General features: G+C 66.0%; 27 protein-coding genes. 9 read left to right on the top strand and 18 right to left on the bottom strand.

From position 1 onward, the window contains the following. Positions 1-55: 55 nt before the first annotated feature. From E3O06_RS14285 to E3O06_RS14245, 9 genes are all read right to left on the bottom strand, one after another. Positions 56-1273: an acetyl-CoA C-acetyltransferase gene (locus E3O06_RS14285; RefSeq protein ID WP_174843237.1), complete on the bottom strand. Its 1218-nt coding sequence runs from the start codon at positions 1271-1273 to the stop codon at positions 56-58. Continuing rightward, the gene (locus E3O06_RS14280) at positions 1270-1944 is read right to left on the bottom strand and encodes a 3-oxoacid CoA-transferase subunit B (protein WP_134504050.1); all 675 of its coding nucleotides are present in this window, start codon (positions 1942-1944) and stop codon (positions 1270-1272) included. The genes E3O06_RS14285 and E3O06_RS14280 overlap by 4 nt, the downstream gene beginning before the upstream one ends. Then, complete coding sequence (locus E3O06_RS14275; protein WP_134504049.1) at positions 1944-2747, bottom strand: CoA transferase subunit A; 804 nt, start codon at positions 2745-2747, stop codon at positions 1944-1946. The genes E3O06_RS14280 and E3O06_RS14275 overlap by 1 nt, the downstream gene beginning before the upstream one ends. Before the next feature lie 13 nt (positions 2748-2760). Then, complete coding sequence (gene pcaDC / locus E3O06_RS18315) at positions 2761-4011, bottom strand: bifunctional 3-oxoadipate enol-lactonase/4-carboxymuconolactone decarboxylase PcaDC (RefSeq protein ID WP_134504048.1); 1251 nt, start codon at positions 4009-4011, stop codon at positions 2761-2763. Beyond that, on the bottom strand, positions 4008-5480 hold the full coding sequence (locus E3O06_RS14265) for a lyase family protein (protein ID WP_134504047.1): 1473 nt from the start codon (positions 5478-5480) through the stop codon (positions 4008-4010). Before E3O06_RS14265 ends, pcaDC begins: the two co-directional genes overlap by 4 nt. After that, positions 5473-6048 (bottom strand): protocatechuate 3,4-dioxygenase subunit alpha, encoded by a 576-nt coding sequence (gene pcaG, locus E3O06_RS14260; protein ID WP_134504046.1) that lies wholly within the window; start codon positions 6046-6048, stop codon positions 5473-5475. The genes E3O06_RS14265 and pcaG overlap by 8 nt, the downstream gene beginning before the upstream one ends. Continuing rightward, positions 6041-6841, bottom strand: a complete 801-nt coding sequence (pcaH, locus tag E3O06_RS14255) for a protocatechuate 3,4-dioxygenase subunit beta (RefSeq protein WP_134504045.1) — start codon at positions 6839-6841, stop codon at positions 6041-6043. The genes pcaG and pcaH overlap by 8 nt, the downstream gene beginning before the upstream one ends. 16 nt (positions 6842-6857) lie before the next feature. After that, positions 6858-8039 carry a 4-hydroxybenzoate 3-monooxygenase gene (locus E3O06_RS14250; protein WP_134504044.1) on the bottom strand — a complete coding sequence of 394 codons (1182 nt, stop codon included), beginning with the start codon at positions 8037-8039 and terminating at the stop codon, positions 6858-6860. Positions 8040-8152: 113 nt separating this feature from the next. Continuing rightward, positions 8153-8965 (bottom strand): IclR family transcriptional regulator, encoded by an 813-nt coding sequence (locus E3O06_RS14245; protein WP_134504043.1) that lies wholly within the window; start codon positions 8963-8965, stop codon positions 8153-8155. A gap of 164 nt (positions 8966-9129) precedes the next feature. Here E3O06_RS14245 and E3O06_RS14240 point away from each other — a divergent pair, with 164 nt between their 5' ends. Genes E3O06_RS14240 through E3O06_RS14225 form a run of 4 tightly spaced genes read left to right on the top strand, consistent with a single transcriptional unit; the run spans position 9130 to position 12567 of the window. Further along, the gene (locus E3O06_RS14240) at positions 9130-10092 is read left to right on the top strand and encodes an ABC transporter substrate-binding protein (protein WP_134504042.1); all 963 of its coding nucleotides are present in this window, start codon (positions 9130-9132) and stop codon (positions 10090-10092) included. A 51-nt stretch (positions 10093-10143) separates the two neighbouring features. After that, positions 10144-10947 (top strand): ABC transporter permease, encoded by an 804-nt coding sequence (locus tag E3O06_RS14235; protein ID WP_134504041.1) that lies wholly within the window; start codon positions 10144-10146, stop codon positions 10945-10947. Then, positions 10944-11717, top strand: a complete 774-nt coding sequence (locus E3O06_RS14230; RefSeq protein WP_134504040.1) for an ABC transporter permease — start codon at positions 10944-10946, stop codon at positions 11715-11717. Before E3O06_RS14235 ends, E3O06_RS14230 begins: the two co-directional genes overlap by 4 nt. Next, on the top strand, positions 11707-12567 hold the full coding sequence (locus tag E3O06_RS14225) for an ABC transporter ATP-binding protein (RefSeq protein ID WP_241980227.1): 861 nt from the start codon (positions 11707-11709) through the stop codon (positions 12565-12567). The genes E3O06_RS14230 and E3O06_RS14225 overlap by 11 nt, the downstream gene beginning before the upstream one ends. Before the next feature lie 64 nt (positions 12568-12631). Here E3O06_RS14225 and E3O06_RS14220 read toward each other — a convergent pair whose 3' ends face one another. Both E3O06_RS14220 and E3O06_RS14215 read right to left on the bottom strand, forming a co-directional pair. Then, positions 12632-13639, bottom strand: a complete 1008-nt coding sequence (locus E3O06_RS14220; RefSeq protein ID WP_134504039.1) for a PDR/VanB family oxidoreductase — start codon at positions 13637-13639, stop codon at positions 12632-12634. A gap of 12 nt (positions 13640-13651) precedes the next feature. Continuing rightward, positions 13652-14773 (bottom strand): aromatic ring-hydroxylating dioxygenase subunit alpha, encoded by a 1122-nt coding sequence (locus tag E3O06_RS14215; RefSeq protein WP_134504038.1) that lies wholly within the window; start codon positions 14771-14773, stop codon positions 13652-13654. Positions 14774-14869: 96 nt separating this feature from the next. Here E3O06_RS14215 and E3O06_RS14210 point away from each other — a divergent pair, with 96 nt between their 5' ends. Further along, positions 14870-15475: a PadR family transcriptional regulator gene (locus E3O06_RS14210; protein WP_134504037.1), complete on the top strand. Its 606-nt coding sequence runs from the start codon at positions 14870-14872 to the stop codon at positions 15473-15475. Between the two features lie 50 nt (positions 15476-15525). Here the strand turns inward: E3O06_RS14210 and E3O06_RS18460 are convergent, their stop codons facing one another. Continuing rightward, positions 15526-15981, bottom strand: a complete 456-nt coding sequence (locus E3O06_RS18460; RefSeq protein ID WP_420898887.1) for an IclR family transcriptional regulator domain-containing protein — start codon at positions 15979-15981, stop codon at positions 15526-15528. On the opposite strand from E3O06_RS18460, the gene E3O06_RS14200 reads away from it, so the two are divergent. Continuing rightward, the gene (locus E3O06_RS14200) at positions 15935-16711 is read left to right on the top strand and encodes a cytochrome P450 (protein ID WP_134504036.1); all 777 of its coding nucleotides are present in this window, start codon (positions 15935-15937) and stop codon (positions 16709-16711) included. The genes E3O06_RS18460 and E3O06_RS14200 overlap by 47 nt on opposite strands. Before the next feature lie 231 nt (positions 16712-16942). Beyond that, entirely contained in the window at positions 16943-17209 is a 267-nt protein-coding gene (locus tag E3O06_RS14195; RefSeq protein ID WP_166788220.1) for an oxidoreductase C-terminal domain-containing protein, read from the top strand. Between the two features lie 119 nt (positions 17210-17328). Here E3O06_RS14195 and E3O06_RS14190 read toward each other — a convergent pair whose 3' ends face one another. From E3O06_RS14190 to E3O06_RS14165, 6 genes are all read right to left on the bottom strand, one after another. Next, on the bottom strand, positions 17329-18879 hold the full coding sequence (locus tag E3O06_RS14190; RefSeq protein WP_134504034.1) for an acyl-CoA synthetase: 1551 nt from the start codon (positions 18877-18879) through the stop codon (positions 17329-17331). Positions 18880-18977: 98 nt separating this feature from the next. After that, positions 18978-19976 carry an ABC transporter substrate-binding protein gene (locus E3O06_RS14185; RefSeq protein ID WP_134504033.1) on the bottom strand — a complete coding sequence of 333 codons (999 nt, stop codon included), beginning with the start codon at positions 19974-19976 and terminating at the stop codon, positions 18978-18980. A gap of 50 nt (positions 19977-20026) precedes the next feature. Continuing rightward, positions 20027-20482 (bottom strand): MaoC family dehydratase, encoded by a 456-nt coding sequence (locus tag E3O06_RS14180; protein ID WP_134504032.1) that lies wholly within the window; start codon positions 20480-20482, stop codon positions 20027-20029. 39 nt (positions 20483-20521) lie between these two features. Next, entirely contained in the window at positions 20522-21673 is a 1152-nt protein-coding gene (locus tag E3O06_RS14175) for an acyl-CoA dehydrogenase family protein (RefSeq protein ID WP_134504031.1), read from the bottom strand. After that, positions 21670-22554, bottom strand: coding sequence for an amidohydrolase family protein (locus tag E3O06_RS14170; RefSeq protein WP_134504030.1), 885 nt, complete (start codon positions 22552-22554; stop codon positions 21670-21672). Before E3O06_RS14170 ends, E3O06_RS14175 begins: the two co-directional genes overlap by 4 nt. A gap of 2 nt (positions 22555-22556) precedes the next feature. After that, positions 22557-23501, bottom strand: coding sequence for an SDR family NAD(P)-dependent oxidoreductase (locus tag E3O06_RS14165; RefSeq protein WP_134504029.1), 945 nt, complete (start codon positions 23499-23501; stop codon positions 22557-22559). A 112-nt stretch (positions 23502-23613) separates the two neighbouring features. Between E3O06_RS14165 and E3O06_RS14160 the strand changes: the two genes are divergently transcribed. Both E3O06_RS14160 and E3O06_RS14155 read left to right on the top strand, forming a co-directional pair. Then, entirely contained in the window at positions 23614-24183 is a 570-nt protein-coding gene (locus tag E3O06_RS14160; protein ID WP_134504028.1) for a MarR family winged helix-turn-helix transcriptional regulator, read from the top strand. A gap of 114 nt (positions 24184-24297) precedes the next feature. After that, complete coding sequence (locus tag E3O06_RS14155; protein ID WP_134504027.1) at positions 24298-24705, top strand: hypothetical protein; 408 nt, start codon at positions 24298-24300, stop codon at positions 24703-24705. Positions 24706-24792 lie beyond the last annotated feature (87 nt).

The raw sequence follows: 24792 nt of genomic DNA, 5'->3' as shown, positions 1-24792 counted from the left end.
CGCCGTTTCGAGCAAATTTCGGGCTCAAACTCACACCTCGGCGAAGCGGATGCTGCTAGGCGCGCTCGAAGATGGCGGCCAGTCCCTGCCCGCCTCCGATGCACATGGTTTCGAGGAGGTAGCGGCCTTCGGTGCGCTGCAGGTGGCGGCTGGCGGTGGCGAGGATACGGGCGCCGGTCGCGCCGACCGGGTGGCCGAGGCTGATGCCGGAGCCGTTGACGTTGGTGCGGGCCCAGTCTTCCGGGGTGAAGTTCCACTCGCGGGTGACGGCGAGTACCTGCGCGGCAAAGGCCTCGTTGAGTTCGATCAGGTCGATGTCGGCGAGGGTGAGGCCGGCGCGCTCGAGCGCGAGCTTGGTGGCGGGCACCGGTCCGAGGCCCATCCGTGAGGGCTCAACGCCGGCGCGCGCCCAAGAGACCAGCCGCACGATCGGGGTCAGGCCGAGCTCGGCGGCGCGTTCCGGGGTGGTCACGATGCACGCGGCGGCGGCATCGTTCTGGCCGCTGGCGTTGCCGGCGGTGACGGTCGCGGCGGCATCCGCTTTGCCCATGATCGGTTTCAGGCCAGCGAGGGCCTCCAGGGTAGTTTCGCGCGGAGTCTCGTCGACGGAGACGACGACGGGGCCCTTGCGGCCGGGCACGGTGACCGGCACGATCTCCTCGAGAAAACGGCCGTCGGCGACGGCGGCGAGGGCGCGGCGCTGGGACTCCACGGCGAGTTCGTCTTGTTCGACCCGGTCGAGAGTGTAGTCGCGGCGTAGGTTCTCGGCGGTTTCGAGCATGCCGCCCGGAACCGGATAGCGGCGTCCACCGGCGGTTTCACGGCCGCGGCCGAGGGCGTCACGCAGCAGCACTCCGGCGGTTCCGGTCAGGCCCCAGCGGGAATCGACCGTGTACAACGGGGCCTGACTCATGACGTCAACACCGCCGGCGATCAGCAGCTCGCTGACCCCGGTCTGCACCTGCATCGCAGCATCGAGGATGGCCTGCAGCCCACTACCGCAGCGACGGTCGACCTGCACACCGCCGACCGTGACGGGCAGCCCCGCATTGAGAGCGGCGACGCGGGCGACCGGCGCTGCCTCAGCCGTGGGATAGGCCTGACCGAAGATGACATCATCGACCACGGCGCCGTCCAGGCCGGTGCGTTCCATCAGCGCGACGATGACCGCCGCGGCGAGGTCGGCCGGCGCGACGGTTTTGAACGCGCCGCCGAACCGACCGATCGGGGTGCGCAGCGGTTCACAGATGACGACCTGGCGCAGCTCACTCATTCGGCGGCTCCAATCAAGGTCGTGATGATGGTCGGTGGCGAGGGCACGAGCAGGGTCGCCTCGGTCGCCGCCTGCACCGCATCGACGGTGACACCGGGCGCAACCTCACGCAGCACCAGGCCCTCGGGGGTGACGTCGATCACGGCGAGGTCGGTGATGATCCGCGTCACAACGGCCTTGCCGGTGAGCGGCAGGTCGCAGACCTTCTTGATCTTGAACTCCCCCGTCTTGGTGACGTGTTCCATCACCACGATCACGGTGTCGGCGCCGTGCACGAGGTCCATCGCACCGCCCATGCCCTTGATCATCTTGCCCGGCACGGCCCAGTTGGCGATGTCACCGACCACGGAGACCTGCATGGCGCCGAGAACGGCCACGTCGATCAGGCCCCCGCGGATCATGCCGAAGCTCTGCGCCGAGTCGAAGTACGCCGCTCCCGGGTTGACGGTGACGGTCTCCTTGCCGGCGTTGATGAGCTTGGGGTCGGCTTCGCCCTCCCACGGGTACGGGCCGACGCCGAGCACACCGTTCTCCGAGTGCAGCACGACGTGCACGCCCTCGGGCAGAAAGTTCGGGATGAGCGTCGGCAGGCCGATTCCCAGGTTGACGTAGGAGTCGGGGGCGAGTTCCTGGGCGGCACGGGCCGCCATCTCGTTACGGGTCAGGGCCATCAGTTCACTCCAACTTCACTAGCGGATGCGACCGGCCGCGGCCGCGTCGTCGTCTTCTCGATCGGCAAATCGGCAGCGTCCGCCGCGCCGAGCTGCACGATGCGATTCACATAAATACCGGCGAGGTGCACCTCGTCCGGGTCGATCTGACCCGGCTCGACCAGCTCGTCGACCTCGGCAATCGTGATGCGGCCGGCCATCCCGGCCACCGGGTTGAAGTTGCGGGCTGACTTCTCAAACACCAGGTTGCCGTGCCGGTCACCCTTCTTCGCGCGCACCAGGGCGTAGTCGGTGACGATGGCCTCTTCGAGCACGTACTCCTTCTCACCGCCGAGCGACGAGAACAGCCGGGTCTCCTTCGGCGGGCTCGACACCGTCACCTCGCCGTCGGGGCCGTAGCGCCACGGCAGGCCGCCGTCGGCGACCATCGTGCCCACGCCACTTGCCGTGAAGAACGCCGGAATTCCGGTGCCACCGGCGCGCAGCCGCTCGGCCAGGGTGCCCTGCGGCGTCAGCTCGACCTCGAGCTCACCGCCAAGGTAGCGGCGGGCGAAGTCCTTGTTCTCACCGATATACGAGGCGATGACCCGGCTAATCCGGCCCTCCCGCAGCAACTCGCCCAGCCCCCACCCATCAACACCACAGTTATTCGACGCGACGTGCAGGTCGGTACTGCCGAGCGCGAGCAACGCACGAATCAGCACGATCGGCACACCGACCAGGCCAAACCCGCCCACGGCGAGCGAAGCACCATCGGGAATATCGGCGACGGCCGCCGCAGCGGAGGGGTAGGTCTTGTCCATGGTGCTTAGTCCTTTAGCTCGGCCGAATGGTGTGGTCTGAAGAGGCTGCGTCGAGCGCGGCGAAGGTCTCGCGGGCCACGGCGAACGCGGCGTTGGCAGCGGGCACGCCCGCGTAGATGGCGGTGTGCAGAATGGCCTCGCTGATCTCGGCGCGGGTCAGCCCGTTGGTCAGGGCGGCGCGCACGTGCATCGCGAGTTCGCCCTCGTGCCCGCCGGTGACGAGCGCGGCGATGGTCAGAAAGCTGCGCGTGCGACGATCAAGGCCCGGCCGGGTCCAGATCTCACCCCAGGCATAGCGGGTGATGAAGTCCTGGAACACGGCGGTGTCGGGCGTGATCGCGGCGTTGGCCGCGTCGACGTGGATGTCGCCGAGAACGGCCCGGCGCACCACCATGCCGTCGGCATAAGCGGAGGCCGCGGTGCGGCCTCCCGGAAGCGGCTCGGCCGCGTCGGCCGGTTGCCCTCCGGTGGCACCCCGCGTCGCAGCACCAGCCACCCATTCCCCTAGCAGCGCGCCGACCTCGAGCGGCTGCTCGAGGGACGGCAGGTGCGCGACCCCGGCTAGCTCTACGGCACGGGCCCCCGGGATGCCCGCGGCCAGCGCCTGCAGCTGGCTGCTCGGCGTCACCGAGTCGAACTGACCCGAGACGCACAGAACCGGCGTGCGAATGCCGCCGAGGGCATCCGTTTGGTCGAAGACGGCGAGCGCCTCGCAGGCGAGCGCATACGATTCGTCGTCGATGTCGAGCAGCTGGTTGAGCGCGTGGGCGCCGGCCTTGGGATCGCGGCTGAGAAAGTCGGGGGCGAACCAGCGCGCGGCGCTGCCGGCCACGAGCGATGGGGTACCGCTCGCGCGCACCCCGGCGGCCCGGTCGGTCCACGCGTTAACCGTGCCGATTTTCGCGCCGGAGCAGAGCACGGCGAGGCTGGCGAGGCGCCCGGGGTGGTTCACGGCAAGGGCGAGGCCGATGGCGCCGCCGAGGGAGATGCCCGCGTAATGAAAAGTGTCGACGGAGATCGAGTCGACCAGGCCGACCACGGCGTCGGCGACCTCCTCAATCGTGAACGCTGCCGACGTCTTCGGGCTGAAACCGTGCCCGGGCAGATCGAAGCGGAGCACCCGATAGGTGGAGGCGAGCGCGGGCACGACGCTCCCCCAGAGGTCGGTGGTGGTGCCGAGCGAGGGTCCCAAAACGATGAGCGGTGCGGTGGCATCGCCGTTGCGCGCCGGTTCGACGGTGCAGAGAATGACGGGCTGGCTCATACGATCCTCACGTCGTTGGTGGATGGGGTGCCTGCTTCGACGATAGCGCCTCGTTCCGACACGGCCGCTCGCTGCCGAAAGCTGCGCACGACGCGATCGATGCCGGCCGCGGACTGCCCGGGCTCGCCCTCGTAGCTGAAGGCCGCCCAGATCTGCGCGCGCAGCGCGTCGGTGCAGCCCTCGGCGATGAGGATGCTCGCGAGCACCACCTGCAGCGGCCGGTTGGTGACGAAGGCTTCCTGCGAGGCGCGTTCAACCAGCGCGAAGGCAGTGGTCTTGCCGACAGCGCCGGCCAGAATCGTGGTGACCCGCTCGCTGAACACGAGTCCGTCGGTGAGGTCGAGGTTGGCCCGCATGCGATCCGAATCGATATCGAGGCGGGCGGCGAGCGACGCGGCACCGGTCACGGCCGAGATCGTGAGCCGTTCGAGCACCCGCAGCGACTGCCATTCGGCGTGCCAGGCCCCGCTCGGACGCTGGTCTTCGGCCAGCATGCTGCCGTAGAGAGTGGATGCGAGACCCGGCGTCTGCAACGCCGCCGCCGTGATCAGCACGGCCGACACGGGGTTGCGCTTGTGCGGCATGGCGCTGGAGCCGCCCTGGCCGGGGGCGAGGCGTTCGCTGACTTCGGCGATTTCGGTGCGGGACAGCACCGACACATCGAGGGCGAAGGTGCCGGCGACCCCCGTCGCGGCGGCGAGTACGGAGGCGAGTTCCGAGATGACGACCCGGTTGGTGTGCCAGCTGAGGCGCGGCACGACCAAGCCCACATGGTGGGCGAACCGCTGTAGAACGATGTCGAGAACGTCGTCGGCGAGCGCATCGCTGCGCCACGCCCGGGCTATCTCGGTGAGCACGGCGAGGTTGCCGACCGCTCCGCCGAGCTGCACCGGGAGGGTGTCGCGAATGCCCTCCAGGCGGGTGACGATCAGCAGCACGGCGTCGAGCCAGCCGGCCGCGACAAAGCCGAAGCTCGTCGGCGAGGCCTGCTGGCCGAGGGTGCGGCCGCTCATCACCGTACCGCGGTGCCGGTCGGCGAGGTCGGCGAGCGTTCCGCCGAGGGAATCGAGCTGGTGGATGAGCTCGCAGGCCACCCGACGCGCCACGATCATCGCGGCCGTGTCGAGAATGTCCTGGCTGGTCGCGCCGACGTGAATATGGTCGGACGCCCCCGCCTTGACCTTCTCGGCCGCGCGACCGAGGTGCTTCACAAACGGAATCACCGGGTTGCCGCCGCCGCGCGCCTCGAGCGCGATCGCGCCGAGGTCGAACTGGCTCGCGTCGGCGAGCGCGTCGCAGACCGCGAGCATCCACTCGGGAACGAGGCCGGCGTCGACGAGCGCGCGGGTGAGCGCGAGCTCGGCGTCGACCATGGCCTGCAACCAGGCCTGGTCGCTCGTGAGCTCGGACTCACGGGTGCCGTGGCTCAGCGGGTTGAGCAGCCCCGCATCGAAACTGTAGTTAGGCATCGAAATCCAGAAAGACGGTCTCGTTCTCACCCTGCACGCGGATGTCGAAACGATACGATTCAGCTCCCCCGACGACTCCCTCTGACACGCAGATGAGCGTGTCGCGGCGTTCGGCGGGCACGGCGCTGAGCACCGCGTCGGTAGCGTGCAGCGCGGAATCCTCGGGGAAGTAGGCCCGGGTGAACAGGTGGTGGGTCACGCCGCGGGCGAACACGGTCACCAGGATGTACGGCGCAGCCTTGCCGGCCACCCCCGGTTTAAGCGTCGTGAAGGTGTACCGGCCGGCGATCGTGGTGGCGCAGCGGCCGAAGCCGGTGAAGGTGAAACCGTCCCGGTCGAGGCTGCCGAGTTCGCGGCTGAGCACGCCGCTCTCGTCGGCCTGCCAGATCTCGAGCAGGGCGTCGAGAATCGGCTCGCCGACGCCGTCGGTGACGGTGCCGTGAAAGCGGATGGCGCGGGGATGGTACCCGGGAACCAATTCCGGTCCGCCGACATACGGCAGGGCATAGCCGTAGAACGGGCCGACGGTCTGCGACGGGGTCTGCAGGGCTGGTGTGGGCTCACTCATCGGCGTCTTCGCTTTCCATCCAGGTTGATTTGGGTCCGGTGAGCACGATGTCCCATCGATACCCGAGCGAGAACTCGGGCACGCTCAAGCTGTGGTCGTACTGCCCGATCAGACGGGCGCGAGCGTCGGCATCCGCTATCGACTGGTAGATCGGGTCGAGCGCGAACAGCGGGTCGCCCGGAAAATACATCTGGGTGATCAGGCGCTGCGTGAAGGCGGTGCCGAACAGCGAAAAGTGGATGTGCGCCGGCCGCCACGCATTCATGTGGTTCTTCCACGGGTAGGGTCCGGGCTTGATCGTGGTGAACGAGTACTCGCCGTTGTCTCCGGTAATGGCGCGGCCGACCCCGGTGAAGTTCGGATCGAGCGGAGCCGGGTGCTGGTCGCGTTTGTGCACGTAGCGGCCGCCGGCGTTGGCCTGCCACAGTTCGATCAGCTGGTGCCGCACCGGGCGGCCCTCGCCGTCGAGCACGCGGCCGCTCACGGTCATGCGTTCGCCGATCGGTTCGCCGGCGTGCTGAATGGTGAGGTCGCTTTCGAGCACGTTGACGTCGGTGTGGCCGAAGGCGGGTGAGACCCGTTCGACCTCTTCCGGGTCGACGCGCACGAGTTCGTGGGTGGGGTGGCGCAGCAGGGAGCTGCGGTACGGGGCATAGTCGCGGCGCGGCTGCAGCTCGGGCGAGCCGCCGGCGGCGACGCGGGCTGCGGCATCCGCTTCGATCGCTTCGATCTCAGCGGTGATCTCGTTCTGGCTGGCCGGGACGGTGCCGGGGCGGGGTGCTGGTGTGGTCATGGTGTCCTCAGATCGGTTAGAGCAGGAGGCCGGTGTACTGCTCAGCGAGCATGCGCTGGGCGAGTGGGGAATGGGTGACGTAGTCGAGCTGACCGAGCTGGCTGCGGTAGTCGAAGGCGCCGGTCTGCAGATCGCCGGGGCTGGTGTGCAGCATCTCGGTCATCCAGCGGGAGAACTGCTGCACCCGCCACTGCCGGGCCAGCGCGGTCTCGCTATACCGGCCGAGCAGGGTCTCATCGTTGGCGTAGAAGGCGGTGAGGGCGGCGGCGAGCTGGGTGACGTCGGAGATGGCCGAGTTCAGTCCCTTCGCGCCGGTCGGCGGCACGATATGGCCGGCGTCGCCGACCAGAAACAGGTTGCCGTAGGCGAGGCGGGAGGCGACGAAGCTGCGCATCGGTGTGATTGATTTGTCGGTGATCTGGCCTTCCTTCAAGGTCCAGCCGGGGGTGCCGAGCCGGGTCTGCAGCGCCTCCCAGATGCGCTCGTCTGACCAGTTCTTGATATCGTCGGCCGGGTCGACTTGCAGGTACAGGCGGGAGACGACCGGTGAACGCATCGAGAGCATCGCGAAGCCGTCTTCGTGCAGGGCGTAGACGAGCTCGTCGGAGGAAGGTGCGACGTCGGCCAGGATGCCGAGCCAGGCGTAGGGGTAGCTGCGGTCGAACAGGGTGATCTCGGCGCTCGGAATTGAGGCGCGGCAGATGCCGTGAAACCCGTCGGCGCCCACGACGAAGTCGGCGTCGATGGTGTGCTGCTCGCCATCGTGCACGAAGGTGACGCTCGGGTGCTTGGTTGTGAGGCCGTCGACGGCCACGTCGGAGGCTTCGTAGTAGATGATCGACCCGGCCTGTTCGTGCGCGATCACGAGGTCTTTCACGACCTGCTGCTGGCCGTACACGGTGACGGTGCGGCCGATCAGCTCGTTGAAGTTCACGTTGTGGCGCTCGCCGGCGTACTGCAGAAAGATTCCGTCGTGCTGCAGCCCCTCGGATGCGAGGCGGTCCCCCAGCCCGAGACGGGTCAGGGTTTCGACCGAGCCCTGTTCCAAAACGCCGGCGCGGATGCGGCCCAGAACGTACTCCTGCGAGCGGTTTTCGACGACGATCGAGTCGATGCCGGCGTCGCGCAGGGCCCAGCTGAGGAGAAGACCGGCGGGACCGGCGCCGATGATGGCGACGCGGGTGGTTTCGTGGGGCACAGTTTTCTCCTAGCAACGATGACAGGGGGTGTTGTGATCAGTGTGCTGCGCCTGCCCGCGCTCCGGTCAACTTCTTCCACTCAGTGAAAGTGTTGACAATCGATCAATTTTGATCATTGTTGGGCGCGGCGATAGCCGAGCGCCCGACTCACACCCTGAGCTGCCACCCGCACGGCCCGCTCCTGCTCGGGGTCGATGGTATCGGTGGTGCGGGTCACGATCGAGACCGCCGCCACGACCTGGCCGGTACGGTCCCTGATGGGAGCGGCGATCGAGCTCGAGCCCGCGGTCATCTCCTCCGACATGCGGGCCAGGCCGAGCAATCGAATCTCGGCGAGCCGTTTGCGTACGGCTTCGGGTTCGGTGACCGTGCGCGGCAGAAAGCGCTGCAGGTTGGTCGCGAGGTACTGCTGCACCACGTCGGACGGAGCGTAGGCCAGCAGCACCAGGCCGACCCCGGTGGAGTGCAGCGGCAGGCGCGCGCCGACCCGCGAGATCAGGCGCACCGCGTGGTGGCCAGACAGCTTCTCCAGGTAGAGGGCGTCGCGGCCGTCGAGAATAGCGAGGTGCACGTGCTCGCGCGTCGTCTCATAGAGGTCCTCGAGGTACGGCAGCGCGATGGTGCGCAGGTTGCGGGCGGTCGGGGTCTGCACGCCGAGTTCCCACAATTTCATGCCGAGCGAATACTGGCCGTTCTCGTGCTTGCTCAGGCCACCCCAGCTGACCCACTCGGCGACGAGCCGGTGCGTGGTTGACAGCGGCAGGTTGGCCCGCTGGGCGATGGCCGTGAGAGTCAGGGTGAGCGAGGTCGCCCCGGCGGGAGCCGCGAAGGCGTCGAGAATGGCGAAGAGTCGGGCCGCGACGGAACGATCGTCCACGGCTACTTCGTCGCCGCTCGACCTTTTCTGTGCCGGTTTTCCACTCATTACACGTCACGCTACCGCGATCCGCCGAGAACTTCCACTGAATGGAAGCGTAGGTTTGAGCGGCGAAATCCGTGGCTAGTCTCCAATCAGAGCCGATCAGCAGGCTCGCAGCGCCCCGCACACCCACAGCAGCACGACCCGCACCACCACACAATGGAGTGAACATGAAGAAACTGCACCTGATCGGACTTGCCGCGGCATCCGTTCTCGCCCTCAGCGCCTGCTCGGCCGGCGCCGACACCACTGCCCCCGCCGGCAGCGACGCATTGACCCCTGTTACGGTGGGTGTCATCCCGATCGCCGATACCGCTCCCCTCTACCTGGGCCTCGACCAGGGCTTCTTCGAAGACGAAGGCCTCGACCTCACGATTGAAACCGCCACCGGCGGCGCCGCGATCGTGCCGGCCGTCGTCAGCGGTGACTACCAATTCGGCTTCAGCAACCTGGTCTCGCTCATGGTCGCCAACGACAAGGGCCTGCCGCTGAAGGTCGTCAACTCGGCCGTCGCCTCGACCGGCGATGTTACGAGCGACTTCGGCGCCGTCATCGTCAAGGGCGACTCTCCCGTCGAAACGCTCGCCGACCTCGACGGCAAAACCGTCTCGGGCAACAGCCTGAACAACATCGTCGACACGGTCATGCGAGCCTCAATCGACCGCCTCGGCGGCGACTCCTCGTCGATCTCCTTCGTCGAGGTGCCGTTCCCTGATGCCAGCGCGGCCGTGGAAAACGGCCAGGTCGATGCGGCCTTCGTCGTTGAACCGTTCGTCACCGCCGCCATTGAAAGCGGCCAACGCGTCATCTCCTACGGCTACGCCGACTTCGATGTGAACCTCGACGTCGCCGCCTACTTCTCCTCCGCCGCAACCGTTGACGGCGACCCGGAGCTCGTGACCAAGTTTCAGGCCGCGATGAAGAAGTCGCTTGAATACGCCCAGGCCAACCCCGACGCCGTGCGCGCGATCATCGCGACCTACACCAAGACCCCGCCCGAAGTGCTCGCGAAAATCGTGCTGCCGAAGTTCCCGACCGAATTCAACGTGGATGCCGTCACTGCGCTCGGCGAAGCTGCCCTCAAATACGGTGTGGTCGAGACCGCTCCCGACGTGAGCACGTTCCTGCCGTAATTCGCAGCATCCGTTTGAATCGCACCGACCACGAGGAAGTGGCTTGCCAGAATGAGAAAACAACGTAGCGCTGCTGCCGGTCCGAAAGCGAAAGCTTTGGGTCTGGGCATCGGCGGAATTATCCTGTTCTTCCTGATCTGGGAAGCCGCTCCCCGCCTCGGCCTGGTCAGCGACCGCTACCTGCCACCGGCCAGTGAGGTGCTCGCGCGCCTCGGCCAGTACCTGACCGAGGCCGCGTTCTGGAAAGACGTCGCCGACACCATGACGAGCTGGGCCCTTGGCCTTTTCATTGCCACGGTCGCCGCGATCGTCGTCGGCCTCATCATCGGCTCCAGTCGGTTCCTCCGCCGGGCCACCCACACCACGATCGAGTTTTTGCGCCCGATCCCCTCGGTCGCACTCATTCCGCTCGCCGTGCTGATCTTCGGCACCAGCATCGAGTCGACCCTGCTGCTGGTGGTCTATGCCTCGTTCTGGCAGGTGTTGCTGCAGCTGCTCTACGGCATCGCCGATGTGGATGCCGTGGCCAACGACACCGCGAAAAGTTACGGCCTCGGCCGGCTCGCCCGGGTACGCTACGTAATCTGGCCCACCGCCCTGCCGTATCTGATGACCGGTCTGCGCCTGGCCGCAGCGGTGGCATTGATTTTGGCGATCACCGCCGAACTCATCATCGGCACCCCCGGCCTCGGTAAGCAGATCGCGCTCACCCAGTCCGGCGGCGCCATCTCGTCGATGTATGCCCTCGTGCTGGCCACCGGCATGATCGGCGTACTGATCAACCTCGGCGCCCGCATCATTGAAAAACGGGTGCTGAGCTGGCATCCCTCCGTGAGAGGAGAAGTCGTCCTGTGAGTCCCCTCAAACGCATCGCCTACTTCGTCGGCCTTCCCATTGTGCTCATCGTGCTCTGGTACGCGCTGTCCTTCGGCTCCACGAACTTCTTCGTGCCCAAGCCCATCGAACTCGCCCAGACCCTGTGGACAACGTGGATCGGGGACCGCTTCTTCGAGGACGTGCTGCCGAGCCTCGGCCGCCTCGCGGTCGGCCTGTTCTTCGCCATCGGCCTCGGCATCGTGCTCGGCCTGCTCATCGGCTCCACCCGCTGGCTGCGCAATCTGCTCGAACCGCTGCTCGAATTCTTTCGCGCCATCCCACCGCCGGTGCTGGTGCCGCTGCTCATGCTGCTCATCGGCGTCAACGACAGTATGAAGGTTGCCGTCATCATCTCCGGCGCCATCTGGCCGGTGCTGCTCAACACCGTCGAGGGTGTTCGCGCCGTCGACTCCGTACTCAACGACAGCTGCCGCAGCTACGGTATTGCCGGCTTCGCACGCATCCGCTATTTCGTGCTCCCCGCAGTGACGCCACAGATCATGGCCGGAGTGCGCCAGTCACTGTCGATCGGCCTGATTCTGATGGTGATCAGCGAGATGTTCGCCTCGTCGTCGGGCCTCGGCTTCACGATCGTTCAGTTCCAACGCAACTTCGCCATCCCCGAAATGTGGAGCGGCATCGTCGTACTCGGCCTGATCGGCCTGGGCCTGGCTATCATCTTCCAATTCGTCGAACGACGGGTACTGCACTGGTACCACGGTCTGAAGGAAATCACTCATGACAGTTAGCGAGACCACCATGAACCAGCCCGTCAAGACCGTGCCGATGCTCTCGGTGCGCGGCCTGCAGAAGATCTACAAGGTGCCAGGCGGCGAAGTCGAGGCCGTGCGCGACCTCACCTTCGACCTCGCCGAGGGCGAACTGGTCTGCCTCGTCGGGCCCTCCGGCTCGGGCAAGACCACCCTGCTCAAGTGCATCTCCGGCCTCATGGAACAGACCAGCGGCACCGTCGAACTGAACGGAAGCAAAGTCACCGGCCCGCCCAAATCGATGGCCGTCGTCTTTCAGGAATACGGCCGCAGCCTCTTTCCCTGGATGACCGTGCGCGCCAACGTCGAACTGCCCCTGAAAAACCAGAAGGTGCCCAAAGCCGAACGCGCCGCGCTCGTGGATGCCGCCCTGAAGTCGGTCGGACTGGACCACGTGCCCAAGAGCTATCCCTGGCAGCTGTCCGGCGGCATGCAGCAGCGAGTGGCCATCGCCCGCGCCGTCGCTTACCGCCCTCAGGTGCTGCTGATGGATGAGCCCTTCGCGGCCGTCGACGCGCAGACCCGCGCCGACCTTGAGGACCTCATCCGCACCATCTGGAAGCAGCTCGGCGTGACCATTCTGTTCGTCACCCACGACATCGACGAGTCGGTCTACCTCGGGGAGCGCGTCATCGTGCTCTCCAGCTCCCCGACCGTCGTGCAGGAAGACCTCAAAATCGACCTGCCCGAAGAACGCGACCAACTCAACACCCGCGCACTCCCCCGCTTCATGGAACTGCGCTCACACGTCTACGCCGAGATTCAGCGTGCCAAGCTCGGCCCGGTCACCGAGCAGATCACCGCGCAGCGACGGGCGTCGCTCAAATAGGAGCACTCACACAGCGGATGCCCCGGCGTAACTCGCCGGGGCATCCGCTGTGTTGTGGAGCGGGCTAGGAGACGGCGATCGTGACGATCGCGGGGCCGCGCGCGGCATCCGCTTGCAGGCCGGTGGGCGAGGTGACGGCGCGGGAGACGCAGCAGCACATTTTCGCGGCGGCGTGCTGCTGGCGTTCGCTGTAGAACACGTCGCGGTGGTCGATGGCACCCTCGAGCGCGAGTACCTTGACCTCGCACAGGCCACATTCGCCCTTGCGGCAGTCGAACATCATCTCGACGCCGGCATCTTCGAGGGCTTCGAGCATCGAGCGGCCGGCCGGCACGCGCGCTTCGACGCCGAGGCGCGGTACCCGCACGATGAACTCCTCCGGGTCGTACCAGCCGCTGTTGCCGAAGGTTTCGAACCGCAGGTTGGGGTAGTTGAGCTCGCGTTCGCGCCAGGCGCGGCGCACCGCATCCATCAGGCGGATCGGCCCGCACATGTAGAGCTCGGCGTGCGGGTCGACGCTGCCGACCAACTCGGCCACCGACAATTGCGTGCCCTCGTCGTCAATGTGCACCCGCAGCCTGTCGCCGTGCAGCGCGAGCAGCTCGGGCAGGTAGGCCATGCGCTCGCGACTGCGCGCCGCGTAGACGAGCGTGTAATTCGCCCCGAGATTCTTCAGCACCCGCGCCATATTGACGATCGCGGTCACGCCGATACCGCCGGCCAACAGCACGTAGCTGGGCGCGCCGACCCGCAGCGGAAAGTTCTGCAGCGGCTGGGTGATCTCAAGTGTGTCGCCCGGCTGCACAGCGTGCATGAAGATCGAGCCGCCGCGGGACGTCGGCGCTTGCAGCACGCTGATCGCGACCCGCGAGCCGTCCGCGGTGGAGTCGACGACGGAGTATGAGCGTTTGTGCCGCTCGCCGTCGATAGTCACGAACAGGTCGAGGTGCGAACCCGGTTCGGCCCGTTTGGGTGAGGTTGGCGCCAGCACGATGCGCTGGATGTTGGTGGCGACGGCCACGGTCTCCACGACCGTCGCCTGCTGCCAGACCTCAATATTGGTGGCTGCCATGGTCGTGCCCGCCTAGTCGGCGTCGCGAACGCGGCCAGTGCGGCCGGCGGAGACCGTGCGGCCTTCGGCCTCGAGCATCCGCTCAATGAGTCGGCGCACCCACAGACCGCCGGCGTCAATGTTGAGGTTGTAGAACTCGTAGTCGGGGTTGGCGTCGATGGCGGTCTGCTGCGCGAGGAGCATGTCCTCATCTTCCTTGAACACGCCGGAGACCCCGGCGCGTAGCTGCGAGGTGATCAGCTGGCTTTCCAGTCGGTAGTTGCGCATGAAGGCCCAAAAGTAGTGCGCGCTGCGGGCCGTTTCGGGGGTGATCGTGTTCATGACGTAGCCGTTGACGCCCTGGCTGCGATCGCCTTCGGGCGCGCCGGTGCCGGCCTTGGCGACTCCGACATCGATATTGATGGTCGAGGGCGCTTCGAAGTGGATGATCTGCCACCGGTCGACCTTGCCGGTGAAACCCGGAAACTTGTCACGCATGTTCTTCAGCCAGAACGGCGGGGCGTCGATATTGTGCATCCAGCGCGAGACGGTGACGGTGGTGTCATCGTGGGTGACCTCGAAATCGGATTCGCTCAGCTCGGCCTGGCCGATGCTCGAGCCGTGCACGAATTCTTCGTGGGTGAGGTCCATCAGGTTGTCGAGCACGAGCTGGTAGTTGCAGGTGACCGGAATGGTGAGGCCGTCGCCGGCCCACTCTGGGTGGTCCATCTGGTGCATGTCGGGGATGGTGTCGGGGTTGGCGAGGGTCGCATCGCCGAGCCAGACCCAGAGAAAACGGTGGCGTTCGACAACCGGGTACGAGGGCACGGTCGCGCTCGGGTTGATGGTCTCCTGGGCGGGCATCGACACGCAGCGGCCGGCCGAGTTGTAGACGATGCCGTGATACGGGCACTGGATTTCGTCCTTGGCGAGCAGCTTGCCCTGGGACAGCGGGGCGAGGCGGTGCCAGCAGGCATCGGCGAGCGCCACCGGTCGGCCGTCTTCGGCACGGTAGATGGCGAGCGGCTTGTCGGCGACCGTGCGGGAGATCAGCTTGCGGGTGACTTCGTGGTCCCAGGCGGCGACGTACCAGGCGTTCAGGGGGTAGTTGAGCACCTTGTTCGTGGTCGAACTCTTGGTCTGGATGATCGTCATTGATAGCCTCCGGTCAGCTACCTATCCCCATAGATAGTTAGCTTAGGTTCAGACTATCTATGCTGGTAGGTACTGACAAGACCGAAAGGGGAAATCGTGAGCCTTCGACATGCACTGCTGGCGCTCCTCACCGTGGAACCAATGACCGGTTACGACCTGTCGAAAGCGTTCCAGGCATCCGTTTCGCATGTCTGGCATGCCCCCGACTCGCAGATCTATCCGGAGCTGCGCCGCATGGAGGCCGACGGGCTGCTCGTCGGCACCGAGGTTCCGTGGGGGCCGCGCGGCAAGAAACGCGAGTACCACGTGACCGAGGCAGGCCTGGATGCCTTTCGCGCCTGGATGAACGAGCCGCTCAGCTACACCCGGGAGCGCGACCCGGCCCACCTCAAGGCTGCCTACCTCGAGTGGGCCGAGCCGGACGCGGCCCGCGCGCAACTGCGCGCGCATATCGCGAACTTCGACGAACAGCGGGTCGAGTGGCTCGAGAAGGTGCGCGAGATCGACACCGGAACGAGCGCCATGCTCGAAAAACGCCTCGGCCACGCTCCGGCGAGCGAGCACGCGAGCATCCGCGCCTATAAGCGTTACACCTATGTGGGGTTGATCGCGCGGGCCGAGCACGAGATCGAGTGGGCCGAGCGGGGTTTGGTGCTCATTGACGAGCTGAATGGAACGGATGCCGCGCCGCCGGCGGATTGACCCTGAACGCGCGTGCTCCGGCACAAACCCTGTTTCGCGTGATTGTGGCACTATGAGACATTTGACTGCCCCCGCCGCACTGCCACTGCAATTCGCTTCGCGGCCGGCTTCAACAGGTCCAGCAGACCGTCCAGCCTTCCCCCGTAGGAATCGCCCGTCGACACAACGAAGGCAAGAGCGGCCAAGGGAACATCCAGGGAATCGAAGATCGGCACGGCTACGGCAGCCGCCTCAGGGCGAATAAGCCCACGGGTTACGGCAAATCCTTGACGACGAGCCAAATCAATAGAGGCGCTGAGGTCGCCGACGATGGATCCTCGCGCTAAAGGCGGACGGTGGCCGGTGGTTGTGGACAGTGCGCGGTCCCGCACATCAGGCGGACTAAAAGCGAGAAGCACGATTCCACTTGACGTTGCGTAAAACGGCAATCGTCCACCGACTTCCGTGAGATTGACGGCTATGGCCGCTCTGCTCGACGAAAATCCGCTAGTCCGGACACGCGCCACCGCCGAGCCTGGGCTCTGGGACCGGATCTTCGACGAGAGTGTGCGCTACTACTCGCCAATCGGCATGATCACGCGCCAGACCACCCAGTCCAGCGTTGTCGACGGCTTCAAGATCGCCGCCAACACGGAGATCGGTCTAGTCCTGGCGGCCGGCAACCGAGACGACGCCGTTGTCCCGTCACCCAATGTCTTCAACATTGATCGACCTAGCCGGCGACAGCTCGGATTCGGAAGCGGCGATCACATGTGCGCCGGACGGTGGGCGGCCGAAGAATCCATTGGCCGGATCGCGGTCCCGAGCTATACCGCCGATTCCCCACACTTCGCCTTGCAGACGACCGCCAGTCAAAAATGGGCGGCTGGGTCTTCCGCGGCTACACCGATCTTCCGATCATGTGGAGTTGACATGCCAATCATAAACTTCGCCTATCCCGACGGCTCCTCAACGGAGATCGTCTGCGACTCGGGCCGAACGCTGATGCGAGCCGCGCTGGAGAATTCCGTTCCCGGCATCATCGGTGAATGCGGCGGCCAGGCCATGTGTGCCACGTGCCACGTGTACGTCACCGAAAGCGACCGACACAATCTTCCCGCGATGTCTGAGGACGAAGAGGAGATGCTCGAGTCGACCGAGTCGCCGCGGACTCTGGGGTCCCGACTCGGCTGCCAAATCATCATGGGTGGACAGCTCGAGTCTCTCGATGTAACAGTTCCTCCCGCGTACTTGTGAACACTGAATTCGGAACCATAGTGATCGGGGCAAGCCACTCCGGTGTCCAGCTCGTCGACAGCCTCCGGTCAGGGGGCTACGCGGGATCCATCCTGCTCGTAAGTGAGGACGACCAGCAGCCGGACCAGCGACCGCCACTGTCGAAGGACGTGCTGGTCGAAGAATCGGGCGCTCGGAGACTGCGCTCGTTTCCCCGGTCCCTGGGCAGAGGCACTGGTTCGGCTGGAATCAGTGCAGAACGCCACCGATCAGGCCCGCCAGGCCGCCCGACCAATTCTGGGATACACGGAACCCTACACAGCGACGCCTTGGTTCTGGTCATCCCAAGACAAAGTAAAAATTCAGATTGCCGGCCTAACCACCGCGCACGATTCGGTTGAGCTCCTGCCGGGAACGCACGAGGACCGCTTTTCTGCCCTCTGCTTCAGGAACGACGCCCTCGTCGCCCTGAAAGAGGCATCGGCTGTTGACAGTCACCAAGAAGTGGGACTCAGGTAGCGTGGTTTGAGCGAGGTGGGCGTGGCCGCTGGTTCGCGGCGCGGTCGTATTCGATCAGCCGGATCCTGGCGACCTTGGCATTACCACTCGCTCCTCAAGCACCCGACAACTGCGACCCTCTAACTGGCGTGTTCCTGGCGCAGGTCGGCCTTGCGAATCTTGCCGCTCGCGGTGCGCGGCATCTCGGCGACGATCACGACACGCTTGGGAATCTTGTAGCGGGCGAGCCGGTCGCCCAGGTGCGCCTGGATATCGTCAGCTTCGAGGTTGAAGCCATCGCGCACGGTGACGACGGCGCAGGGCACCTCGCCCCATTTCTCGTCGGGTACCCCGATCACGGCGACGCTCGCGACCGCTTCCAGTTCGGAGATGGCCAGCTCGATCTCGGCCGGGTAGATGTTCTCGCCGCCGGAGATGATCATGTCTTTCAGCCGGTCAGAGATGAAGAGGTAGCCGTGTTCGTCGGTGTAGCCCATGTCGCCGGATCGAAACCAGACGTTGCCGGCGTAGCTGTCGGCGGTGGCCTCTGCCCGGTTCCAGTATTCGCGAATCACATTCGGCCCCGAGATCTGAATCTCACCCACCTCACCGTCGGGTACTTCGGTGCCGGTCTCGTCGACGATGCGCACATCGGTGAAGAAGTGCGGCAGCCCGGCCGACCCTGCCTTCTCGCGCGATTTGTGCGGGGCGAGACTCGTGGCTCCTGGCGCCGTCTCAGTGAGGCCGTAGCCGCCCGAAAACGCCAACCCGCGCTTTTCATAGGCTTCGAGCACCCGCACCGGCACCGCCGAACCACCGCAGGTGAGCTTGTGCAGCGAGCTGATATCGGTGCTGTCCCAGTCGGGGTGCTCGCAGAGCAGCTGGTACGTGGTGGGCACGCCGCTGATCACGGTGGCGTGGTGCTGCTCGATCAGGTGCAGGGTGCGGCCGGGCTCGAATCGGGGTTCGAGCACGACCGAGCCGCCCTTGAGCAGGGTCGGCAGCACCCCCATGCCGAGCGAGGCGACGTGGAACATCGGTGCGATCATGAGGGCCACGTCGCTGCTGACGAAGTCGTAGTCGACGAGCACGTTGAAACTGTTCCAGGTCATATTGCCGTGGGTGAGCAGGGCCCCCTTGGGCTGGCCGGTCGTGCCGGAGGTGTACAGAATGAGTGCGGGGTCGTCGAGGCTGACGTTCTCGTCGCGGTGCGTGGCGGGGGCGCCGAGAATCACCGCGTCGAGGTCTTCCACGAGCAGACCGGTCGGGCCGGTGTCAGCGGTGGGCACCGCGGCATCCGCTACCCGCATGCGCTGCACGACCTGCGTGCCGGCCGATCCGCGCACGGCCAGGTCGGTCAGGCTTGCCGCGTGCACGAGGATGCGGCTGCCCGAATCGGTGAGGGCGAAGGCGATCTCGGGGGCGGCCAGGCGGGTGTTGAGCGGTACGAAGATGGCGCCGAGCACCCCGCAGGCGAACAGCGTCTCCAGAAAGGCCGGATGATTTTCGCCCAGATAGGCGACCCGATCACCCGAACGGATGCCGCGCGCATCGAAGGCGTTCGCCAAGCGGTCAACCCGCTCGGCGAATTCGCCGTAACTGAGGCGATCGTCGCCGCTGATCAGCGCCGTCTGGTCGGCCGACTTGATGCGTCGGCGGTGGATCCAGGAACCGAGACCTTGGTTATGCATCGTTGCATGTACCTTTCGCACGTCTCCGCAGGCGGAGACACTGACACGGGGTGGGTCAGGGGTGTGCTCACCGTACTACCGAGCACACCCCCGGATGGCTAGCTTGCGATCATGGCAGAGACGTTGGGCGCCTTCGTCACGATCTCGTACTTCTGCATGAGGTCGCCGAGGTCGGCGAGCACGTCGGCGGGCACGTCACCGTTGAAGGTCTCCATCTTCATGTTCTCGGCGACTCCCGCGTCCATTCCCATGAAGGCGGGCAGGGTGGCGCGCACGTCGTCGGGGTTGGCTTCGGCGGCGGCGAGCGTCTCGTCGACGGCCTCCCGGAACTTCGCGAGGGTGTCAGCGTTGGCGGTGGCGTATTTGGCGCTCGTGAAGGTGACCATGGTGGGCAGGCCGGGGAGGGCTTGCTGGTTCGGGTAGCCGATGAGTTTGAAGTCGCTGCTGGCCAGCGCCTTGCTCAGGAACGGCTCGGGCAGCCAGATGGCGTCGGTGTTGCCGGCGGCGAGCTGGGCCTCCATGTCGGGAAACGGCATCTCGTTGAAGTTGATCAGCGACGGGTCTGCGCCGTCGATCTCGGCGCTCTCCTTGATGGTGAGGTCGCCCTGGGTGCTGACCGCGTTGACCGAGACGGTCTGGTCTTCGAGGTCGGCGAAGCTGTCGATGCCCGAGTCGGTGCGCACGACGACACCGTTGATGTCGTCGCCCTCGGCCTTGGAGTTGCTGTACCCGGTGACGATCTGCATCTCGAGGCCCTTGTCGACGGCGACCATGACCGAGAGCGGGTTGCCGATGGCGAAGTCCATGCTGCCGGCGTACACGGCCGGCAGCATCGCGGCGCCGCCCTGGCCGGTCTGCAGCTGCACGTCGAGGCCGTGCTTTTCAAAGATGCCTTCGTCGATGCCGTACTGCATCGCCACGGAGGGGGCGATGGCGAGCACGCCCACCGTCACGGTGGTCAGCTCGCCCGTGGCGGTGTCAGCCGTCGTGTCGGCGGCGGGGGCCGCAGCGGCGCAGCCGGAGAGGGCCAGGGCGACGATGGCCAGGCCGGCCAGGCCGGAGACGGTGCGAACGCGGGTCAGGTTGCTGTGAAACATGGTTCCTCTTCCTTGAGGGTTGGGTGTTGCGCAGAACAGCGGAGGTACGGTCACACGTAAAAGCGGTACAGCGAGTGCGCGACGACGGCTGGTTTGGTGCCGCCCTCGATCTCGATGGTCTGGTCGACGCCGAGCTGCACGCCGCCGGCGATCTCGGTGACCGTCGCGATGGTGGCGTGCATGCGAATCTTCGAGCCGACGGTGACGGGTGCCGGAAAGCGCACCTTGTCGAGGCCGTAGTTGACCTTGGTGGTCACGTCGGTCACGTCGAGCAGTTCGGTCCAGAACGGGATGGCGAGCGACAGGGTGAGAAAGCCGTGCGCAACGGTCGTGCCGAATGGGCCGTCCTTGGCCTTGACCGGGTCAACGTGCAGCCACTGGTGGTCGTCGGTGGCCTCGGCGAAGGTGTCGATCTGGGTCTGGTCGACCTCGATGTAGTCGGTGTAGCCGAGGTCTGTGCCGACCAGGCCGGGCAGGTCGGCGAAGGTGGTGACGGTGGTAGTCATGGTGCTCCTTATACGGGTGTCAGAAAACGCAGGGGTGGGTTAGATGAACGCGCTGTGCCCGGTGACGGCGCGGCCGACGATGAGGCTGTTGATCTCGTGGGTGCCCTCGTAGGAGTACACGGCTTCGGCATCGGCATGAAAGCGGGCGACATCGGTGTCGAGGGTGATGCCGTTGCCGCCGACGACTTCGCGGGCCAACGCGACGGTGTGGCGCATCCGCTCACAACAGAACATCTTGGCCAGCGCCGAGTTCTCTTCGGTGAACACGCCGGCTTCCTGCTGCTGGGTGAGGCGCACGACCAGGCCGAGCGAGGCGGTGACGTTGCCGAGCATGGTGGCGAGCTTCTGCTGGGTGAGCGCGAACGCGGCGAGCGGCTTGCCGAACTGCTCACGGGTTGTCACGTAGCGCAGGGCGGCTTCGTAGGCTCCCGCCTGCAGGCCGGTTGCGATCCAGGCCACGTCGGATCGCATCGACCGCAGCAGGGCGGCGACGTCCTTGAACGAGTTGATGCGCTGCAGCCGATCTGCCTCGCTCACCTGCACGTTCACGAGGTCGATGTCGGCGTTCTGCATGATGCGCAGGCTGGTCTTGCGGTGGATCTTCGCCAGGGTGACGCCGGGGGCATCCGTCGGCACCAGAAAGGCTTTGACCTGCCCGTCGGCCTCATCGCGGGCGAACACGGCGAGCACGTCGGCGCTCGAAGCGCCGCCGATCCAGCGCTTCTGCCCGTTGAGCACCCAGCTATCACCGGTGCGGCGGGCGGTGGTGGCGAGACCGCCGGCGATGTCGGAGCCGTGCTCGGGTTCGGTCAGCGCGAACACCCCGGTGTACTCGAAGCTCCTGATTTTCGCATCGAGCGCGGCAGCCTGGTCCGGGCTGCCGCCCAGGTTGACCGTGGTGCGAAACAGTCCCGATTGCGCGTTGTAGAACGTGGCAACGGATGCGTCGGTGCGGGCCAGTTCGAAATTGCGAAAGCCCCCGGAGAGCGCGCTGGTTTGCTGATTCATGAGATCGAGGTCGACGAGCTTCGGCACGATCTCGAACGGAAACTCGCCCGCCTCCCAGTGGTCGGCGAGGAGCGGTTGCACGTCGGTGTCAAGCACCGCGCGAAGTCCGGCGAGCACTTCGAGCTCAGTGTCGGTGAGCAGGGTCGAATAGCCGAACTGGTCGCTCGGGTAGAAGTCGGTCATGCCGCGAGTCCGAGCAGGCGCACCGCGTTATCCTTGAGAATTTTCGGCCGCACGCTGTCTTTGAGGTTGAGCTCGGCGAAGTCCTTGAGCCAGCGGTCGGGGCTGATCAGGGGAAAGTCGCTGCCGAACAGCACCTTGTCCTGCAGAACGGAGTTGGCCTGGCGCACCAGGTTCTCGGGAAAGTACTTGGGCGACCAGCCCGAGAGGTCGATGTAGACGTTCTGTTTGTGGGTGGCCACGGCGAGGGCTTCGTCCTGCCAGGGCACGCTCGGGTGCGCCATGATGATCTTCAGTTCGGAAAAGTCGGCGGCCACGTTGTCGAGCAGCATGGGGTTCGACAGCCCGAGTTTGAGGCCGAAACCGCCGGGCAGGCCCGAGCCGATTCCGGTCTGTCCGGTGTGGAACAGGGCCGGCAGTCCGAGGTTTTGCAGCGCGGCCCAGAGCGGGTAGTACTGCTCGTCGCTCGGGTTGAAGTTCTGCACTGTCGGGTGGAATTTGAAGCCGCGCACCCCGAAATCGTTGGCCAGGCGGAGGGCTTGGGTGACGGCATCCGCTCCCCGGGTGGGGTCGACCGAGCCGAACGGAATGAGCACGTCATTGTTGCGGGCGGCGCCGATCGCAATCTCTTCGCTGCTGTTCGGCGGGTGGTTCAGGTTGCGGGAGGCGTCGACGGTGAACACGACCGCGGCCATGCTGCGTTCGCGGTACAGGGCGGCGATTTCGTCGAGGCCGGGGCGGGGGGCATCCGTTTTGAAGTATTTGCTGGCGGCATCGACGAGCGGCTGCGGCAGGGCGTTGTGCCCGTCGTCGCCGACCTCGATGTGCACGTGGGTGTCGATGGCCGTGAGCGCGTCAACGTTCAGGCCGAGTTCGTAGACCATGGTTATTTCGCCGTGGCGGGCTGCAGTTCGGCGGGCAGCTCTGGCAGTTTCTCGCCGACGCTCTGCAGTTTGTCGCCGAACAGTGAGGAGAAGTCTTCGCTAAGGGTCTCCACGGTCCAGCCTCCGGTTTCGAACGCGGTCGCGACGACTTCGGGGTGCGACCACAGCTGCACGCGGTCACCGCCGGAGCCGATGACCTGCCCGGTGATGGCGGCCGCAGCGTCGGAGGCGAGAAAACCGACGACGCCGGCGACGTCCTGCGCGGTGCCATAGCCGAGCACGCGGCGGGCGAAGGGCGGCATGGTCTCGCCGCGGGCGGCCGCGTCGTTGAAGGCCTTGAAGAAGGGCACGGTGTCGGTCATCGCGGTTGCGGCGACGGGAACGACGACGTTGACGGTGACGTTGGCGCGGGCCAGTTCCATCGACCAGGTGCGCACCATGCCGACGATGCCGGCCTTCGCGGCGGCATAGTTGGTCTGGCCGAAGTTGCCGCGCTGGCCGGTGGGCGAGCCGATGCAGATGATGCGGCCACCCTCGCCCTGTTCACGAAAGCGGATGGCCGCCTCGCGCACGCAGGTGAACGTGCCGCGCAGGTGCACGTTGATGACGGTGTCGAAGTCGTCGTCGGTCATCTTCCAAACCACGGTGTCGCGCAGCACGCCGGCGTTGGTGACGAGAATATCGAGACGGCCGAAGCTCTCGACGGCCTGGGCCACGAGCTGCTGCGCGGTGGCGGTCGACCCCACCGGGGCGACGACGGCGACGGCCCGGCCGCCTTCAGTGACGATGCTCGCGACGGCGTCGTCGGCGATTAGCTGGTCGACATCGTTGATCACAACGGATGCCCCCTGCCGCGCCAATTCCTGCGCATAGGCCAGTCCGAGTCCGCGGCCACTGCCGGTCACGATTGCTACTTTGCCGGTCAACGTCTTGCTGGTCAACGTCATTGTGACTCCTCGCTGGTGTGGCTTCAGTGCCACGGGGTTGGTCTCGGTAAAACCAATGAAAACCCATACCGTTGAAAAAGTCAACTAATTTGATAGGGTTTATTCTATGGAAATGACAGAGTCCGTTCCGGCTGCGGCAGTGCCCTCGGTTTCTCACTCCGACGCGTCGGAAGGCGGGCCCGCCGACCCTGCCACGGATACCCCTGCGGGAACTGGCGGGGGCGCTGCCATCCTGCGCGACCCCGACCGACTTCGAGACACCGACCTGGCTAATGAGATCGAGTTCATGACCGCGCGTGCTCGCTCGGTCGGTTCGCGTCGTGCGAATACGATGCTTGCCGAGCTCGATCTGCGCGTGCGATCGTATTCCGTGTTGTCCCTCGCCTGCAGCGGGCAGAACCCCTCCCAGCGTGAACTCGCCGGTTTTCTGAGCCTCGACCCGAGCCAGATCGTGGCCTTGGTAGACCACTTGGAGGATCTCGGCGCGGTCACCCGCGAGCAGGATCCGCGCGATCGCCGTTCCAAGGTAATCGTGGCCACCTTGGCCGGTCGGGTCCTCTTTCGGCAGGCTGCCACGGTAATTCAGCAGGCCGAGGACCGTTCGTTGCAAGCCCTGAACGCCGCCGAGCGCGAGCAGCTGCGCTCCCTGCTGCGCCGCATCGCCTTTGAACCGGCCCCCTGAGTAGTCCACCGCTCCTAGCTCGGTGCGAATCTAAGAGAATTCTCACGCAGATCGTACTCGGGGCTCACGCGTGGGGCCCACACTAAGAGCACGGATTGTCGATCGGGAGGCATCATGAACGCGCGCAGGAGCTGGAGACGACCGTTGCTCGGGAGCGTTTCCGCCGGAGTGGGGGCGGTTCTGCTCGTCGCCCTTGCCGTGGCGCTGGCCGATTCGCTCGCCATCGCCGAACAGCCGGGGCGATCCATTGGGGTACCGGCCGTGTCGGTGCAGCCGACCGAGGCGGCATCCACTGGATCATCCACGGGGGCGGCGACACCGGCACCAGCGCCGAGCGCCGAACCGACCACCCCGAGCAGCAGTCCGGAGGTCGTTCCCGCCCAGGATCCCGTCGTCGTCGACGATCATGGCGGAGACAACCCGGGTCACGATGACGATTCCGGCCCTGACGATTCGGGCGGCAGCACGGGATCAGGCAGTAGCGGGTCAGGCAGCAGTGGGTCAGGCAGCAGCGACGGCTGATCCCCGTGAGAGTGTTCTCATGCACCTCTCGTGCCGGTCTTACCGGCGTGCGGTTGATTGATCTTGTGGCGATAGACACCACGGAAT

Origin of the sequence: Cryobacterium glaciale (assembly GCF_004402535.1) — a bacterium.
GTDB lineage: Bacteria > Actinomycetota > Actinomycetes > Actinomycetales > Microbacteriaceae > Cryobacterium > Cryobacterium glaciale.
Note: the sequence above shows the minus strand (reverse complement) of the source record. Positions and strands in the feature narration are given on the sequence as shown.

Bases quoted from the DNA above. Each gene is read 5' to 3' on its own strand.
- E3O06_RS14180 (WP_134504032.1), bottom strand. From the start codon at position 20,482: ATGACTACCACCGTCACCACCTTCGCCGACCTGCCCGGCCTGGTCGGC.
- E3O06_RS14175 (WP_134504031.1), bottom strand. From the start codon at position 21,673: ATGACCGACTTCTACCCGAGCGACCAGTTCGGCTATTCGACCCTGCTC.
- E3O06_RS14265 (WP_134504047.1), bottom strand. From the start codon at position 5,480: ATGCCTAACTACAGTTTCGATGCGGGGCTGCTCAACCCGCTGAGCCAC.
- E3O06_RS14285 (WP_174843237.1), bottom strand. From the start codon at position 1,273: ATGAGTGAGCTGCGCCAGGTCGTCATCTGTGAACCGCTGCGCACCCCG.
- E3O06_RS14165 (WP_134504029.1), bottom strand. From the start codon at position 23,501: ATGACGTTGACCAGCAAGACGTTGACCGGCAAAGTAGCAATCGTGACC.
- E3O06_RS14170 (WP_134504030.1), bottom strand. From the start codon at position 22,554: ATGGTCTACGAACTCGGCCTGAACGTTGACGCGCTCACGGCCATCGAC.
- E3O06_RS14155 (WP_134504027.1), top strand. From the start codon at position 24,298: ATGAACGCGCGCAGGAGCTGGAGACGACCGTTGCTCGGGAGCGTTTCC.
- E3O06_RS14245 (WP_134504043.1), bottom strand. From the start codon at position 8,965: ATGAGTGGAAAACCGGCACAGAAAAGGTCGAGCGGCGACGAAGTAGCC.
- pcaG (WP_134504046.1), bottom strand. From the start codon at position 6,048: ATGAGTGAGCCCACACCAGCCCTGCAGACCCCGTCGCAGACCGTCGGC.
- E3O06_RS14240 (WP_134504042.1), top strand. From the start codon at position 9,130: ATGAAGAAACTGCACCTGATCGGACTTGCCGCGGCATCCGTTCTCGCC.
- E3O06_RS14220 (WP_134504039.1), bottom strand. From the start codon at position 13,639: ATGGCAGCCACCAATATTGAGGTCTGGCAGCAGGCGACGGTCGTGGAG.
- pcaDC (WP_134504048.1), bottom strand. From the start codon at position 4,011: ATGAGCCAGCCCGTCATTCTCTGCACCGTCGAACCGGCGCGCAACGGC.
- E3O06_RS14275 (WP_134504049.1), bottom strand. From the start codon at position 2,747: ATGGACAAGACCTACCCCTCCGCTGCGGCGGCCGTCGCCGATATTCCC.
- E3O06_RS14185 (WP_134504033.1), bottom strand. From the start codon at position 19,976: ATGTTTCACAGCAACCTGACCCGCGTTCGCACCGTCTCCGGCCTGGCC.
- E3O06_RS14215 (WP_134504038.1), bottom strand. From the start codon at position 14,773: ATGACGATCATCCAGACCAAGAGTTCGACCACGAACAAGGTGCTCAAC.
- E3O06_RS14280 (WP_134504050.1), bottom strand. From the start codon at position 1,944: ATGGCCCTGACCCGTAACGAGATGGCGGCCCGTGCCGCCCAGGAACTC.
- E3O06_RS14235 (WP_134504041.1), top strand. From the start codon at position 10,144: ATGAGAAAACAACGTAGCGCTGCTGCCGGTCCGAAAGCGAAAGCTTTG.
- E3O06_RS14160 (WP_134504028.1), top strand. From the start codon at position 23,614: ATGACAGAGTCCGTTCCGGCTGCGGCAGTGCCCTCGGTTTCTCACTCC.
- E3O06_RS14225 (WP_241980227.1), top strand. From the start codon at position 11,707: ATGACAGTTAGCGAGACCACCATGAACCAGCCCGTCAAGACCGTGCCG.
- E3O06_RS14190 (WP_134504034.1), bottom strand. From the start codon at position 18,879: ATGCATAACCAAGGTCTCGGTTCCTGGATCCACCGCCGACGCATCAAG.
- E3O06_RS14200 (WP_134504036.1), top strand. From the start codon at position 15,935: ATGGCCGCTCTGCTCGACGAAAATCCGCTAGTCCGGACACGCGCCACC.
- pcaH (WP_134504045.1), bottom strand. From the start codon at position 6,841: ATGACCACACCAGCACCCCGCCCCGGCACCGTCCCGGCCAGCCAGAAC.